The 3,549-nt window shown below is 60.5% G+C and carries 4 protein-coding genes; 1 reads left to right on the top strand and 3 read right to left on the bottom strand.

Translation table 11 applies throughout. The features are described 5' to 3' along the window. A partial coding sequence (locus WB528_RS19395) for a hypothetical protein (RefSeq protein ID WP_423890013.1) occupies positions 1–273 on the top strand: 273 nt, incomplete at its 5' end. A 60-nt stretch (positions 274–333) separates the two neighbouring features. On the opposite strand, the gene WB528_RS19390 is transcribed toward WB528_RS19395, so the two are convergent. From WB528_RS19390 to WB528_RS19380, 3 genes are all read right to left on the bottom strand, one after another. Further along, a complete protein-coding gene (locus tag WB528_RS19390) occupies positions 334–2,325 on the bottom strand; it encodes a carbohydrate porin (RefSeq protein WP_423890012.1) in 1,992 nt (663 codons plus the stop codon). A 305-nt stretch (positions 2,326–2,630) separates the two neighbouring features. Beyond that, on the bottom strand, positions 2,631–2,753 hold the full coding sequence (locus tag WB528_RS19385) for a hypothetical protein (RefSeq protein ID WP_423890011.1): 123 nt from the start codon (positions 2,751–2,753) through the stop codon (positions 2,631–2,633). Positions 2,754–2,892: 139 nt separating this feature from the next. Next, positions 2,893–3,405, bottom strand: coding sequence for an SRPBCC family protein (locus WB528_RS19380; protein WP_423890010.1), 513 nt, complete (start codon positions 3,403–3,405; stop codon positions 2,893–2,895). Positions 3,406–3,549 lie beyond the last annotated feature (144 nt).

Here is a 3,549-nt window from a genome sequence, read left to right as displayed (position 1 = left end):
GAATTATTCCGGCAAGCGGATCGGTCTCTCCCAATCGGCAGATGCGGCCTCGCCTTCTTCGAGGTTAAAAGACCGGACCGAAGAGAGAGAGAGACGGAGTTTTTCATGCCGACATACATCCGACTTGCGTATCAAGAGCCACGCGGCATCGCCATTCCGAAGGAGCTGTCGTCCGTTTCGGTTTTTCTGTTAATTGGATTGATTGAGATCGCTGTTGCTATTCTGGCTGGCGCCCAGTTGGGAGCCTCGTTTGCCGAGCAATCGATTTGGTAAGGGCGATGGTTTGACGGAACGCCGGCCGCGCGAGGCGTTCAACCCGAACTCGTCGTCGCTTTAAAACTGCCAGTGCGCCCGGGCGGCGAAAACATTCGCCGGACCGCGGTCGGCGTTGTAGCCGGGATTGGCGACGAACTGATAATCGAAGGTGAGCTTGGTCGAGGCGTTCAGCGCGTAGCTGTAGTAGGCCTCGAAAATCTTCTCCAGGCCATAGTTCGTCAATTGTCCGTCGCCGACCAGGATGCCGAGCCCGCCGGCGTTGAGGAAGGCGACATGGGCGCTGGAGATGCCGTTGACGACGCCGGCAAGGCCGATGGTGTCGTCGGGCCTGCCCCACGATTTGCCTGATATCGAAACGCCGCCGGACACCGTGCGGTCGATGTCGGTGAAGTCCCAGGGTTCGATGTCGCCATCCGCCCAGCCGGCGCGCAGGAACACGCCGAGGTTCTCCATCACCTGCTGCTCGATGTTGAGGCTGACGCCGGGGCGGCTGTTATAGGATCGCACGGCGTTGATATCAGCCGGCATTCCCGTGATCTGTGCGAGCGCGACAGCGTCGGCAAAATTACCAGCCGCGCCGCGACTCAAGAAGCCGGTCAACTTGACCTTGCCCGGCTGGCCCCAGAGATCGTAACGACGTTCGACCTCGCCGAGGATCTGGAATTGCTGGAAAGTCGGATCGTTCGTGCCACCCAGCGGGCTCACGCCGCCTGCAGGCGTTCTGGAGAGATCGAACAGGCCGCCGCGAAAGGTCCATTGCCCGGTGTACCACTCCGCGGCCGCGCCGTAGGCATAGCCCCAGCCGTCGCCGGCGTAGTCGAACGTGCCGGCATTGACGAGCGACCAGTTCAGGAAATCGCTCTTCGGATTGTTGCCGTAGCGGTTGGTATCGAAGACGTCGTTGATGCCGAAGCGGCCCGCCGTCAGCACCAGCCGATCGGTCGAGCGCGTTCCCTTGAACTGCGTGAAATCGTCATCGACCTTTTCGGTGTCGCCGCCAAGATTGATGGTCTGCCGCAGGAAGGCGCGTTGCAGGCGGGCGTAAGGCGTCGACGAGCCGATCTTGTAGGCCTCCGCGCTCGGAAAGCCGGCGACGCCATGGGTCTCGTTCAGGCCATGTCCCTGGTCGATTTCCGGATTGGCCCAGAATTCCGCGCCTTGCCAAAGCTTGACGCCGACGGAAAGCGTCGTGTCGAAGGTTTCCTTGGCTTGCGCAGCTCCGTTCAGGCTGTTCGTCCCCTGATAGGGCGAGTGGAAAGCCGGATAACCTTGCTCAACAAAAGTTGCCTGCCCATGCACGGCAAAGATGTCGGCATTCTCCGTGAAGCGTGACGGTGCGACGGCTGGCGGCACCGAAGGGTCGTCGAAGCGATAGTCGAGGCCGAGGCGAAACTGATTCACCGAGAAACCGGAATTGACGCGCTGACCGAACAACGGGAAGGCCTCGCTCACCGTCGGAAAATCGGTCCAGAGATATTCGCCGCGGACGGTCCAGTGTGACGCGATCGCCGTCTCGATACCGACGCCGGTTGCCCAGCCAAACCGATAGAGGAAGCGGTCTTCCGAATTGCCGGTCACGTTCTGGGTCAGCGTCTGTTGATTGTAGGTCCAGGCGAGCCCACCGGTGGCATAGAACAGCCAGTGGCCGGGCGCATAACCGATCCTGCCGCGAAACGTGCCCGACGCCAGCACGTTTTCGCCGAAACTTCCCGCGCCGAACGTTGGGGAGTTGAAGTTGGAAACGCCGCCAATGGTCGTGCCGGTGACCGGGTCGGGGAAAGTGGGAAACGAGCCGTCGGCCTCGATGCCCAGCACGACCCGGTTCCGCAGCATCCAGATATAGCCGCCTTGCACGCCCTCGAACCAGCTGCCGCTTTCCTTGAACGCATTGGGCGATTGATAAAGCCCAAAGGAGCCTGCCACGGGCGCGCCGCCGCCGAGCGGCGCGAGCGTCCAGCCGGAGTTTCCGGTTGCGAGCCCGACATGGCCGCCGACGTAGAAGCCGGTCCAGTCATAGTCGGTTGCGGCAGGCGCCTTCATCGGTAACATGGTCGGAAGATCGGCTGCGTCGGCGCCACCTGTGAAAAATGCAAGAGCGAGCGCACAAGACGTGCCTATCCCGTACGTCCTGCGCAGGCGCTTGAAATGTTCAGTACGTGAAATCAAAGGCAGCCTGCCATCTCCATGACAATCCATGTCATCGCCGCCAAGCAGATGTCAATGCGCACCCAACTGTTTCGATGCGACAGTTTTGTTACGGGGCTCGCGGCGCTTGATTCGCGAATGATGCGCATTGTGACACCACGCGCGCAACACAGTAAGGCCGTTCGGCGCGTAGACGGCAAAGAAAGCCTCTAGCGAAACAGCCCGTCGACGCGAAACGAATAGCCAAGGCCGGCGGAGTAGCTTGGCGCATTGTGATTCAGACCGATCGCGAAATGAAAATCGAGCTGCTGGGTCGTGGCCAGATGATACATGCCGCCGGAATTCCAAATCTGGATCGCCGACTGTCCTTGCGGGTAATCCCCGACATATTCCGTAAACCGGCTGAAGCGTTCGGTCAGGTGTCCGGGCCTCGTGCTAGACGAGTTTTCGGCTGCAGGTTGGATGGTGCAACTACGGCGTCTTGATGCCGAGCTTCTTTAGCGCCGCCAGCATTCGCTCGGGCGGCGCCATTTTCACGATCAGCGGCTCGCCGGTCTCCAGCAGGCTCTTGAGGCTTGAGAGAATCGCAGGCCAGCCCTGCCGTCCGCCGGAAAGAACGTCGTCGTCGAGCGGCCGGTCATGTGATTCGGTCATCGTGAGCCGCACCGCATCGCCGGCCGGCTCGATCTCGTAGGTGACGAGCGTCGGTCCGAGTTTTTCGATCAATTCGGGCCAGTTGACGTTGAAGGTGAACGTGAGCTTGCGATTCGGATCGCATTCGATGACCTCGCCGCTGATATGCAGCGCGCCGTCAGGCGTTCGCACGATGTAGGCGCCGCCGACCCTCAGATCGATCTCGACCGAATTGCCGAAAAAATATTTCCGGCTGAACTCGGCCGAGGTCAGGGCTTCCCACACCTTCTCGGGCGTCGAGGCGATGTAGATGGTGTAGACCGTCATCGGCTTGAAGTGGTCGGTATTCATGGCGGAAGCTCAGGCTTCGATCTTGAGTGCTTCGAAGGGGATATCGAGTGGCTGCCCGGTTTCAAGAATGCTCTTGAGGCTGGACAGGATCGCGGGCCAGCCTTTCGAAATGCCCGAGTAGAATTTGCTGCCTTCGACAAAACC

The organism is Bradyrhizobium sp. (assembly GCF_049586575.1).
Taxonomy (GTDB): Bacteria; Pseudomonadota; Alphaproteobacteria; order Rhizobiales; family Xanthobacteraceae; genus Bradyrhizobium.
This window is presented reverse-complemented; position numbering and strand designations above follow the sequence as displayed.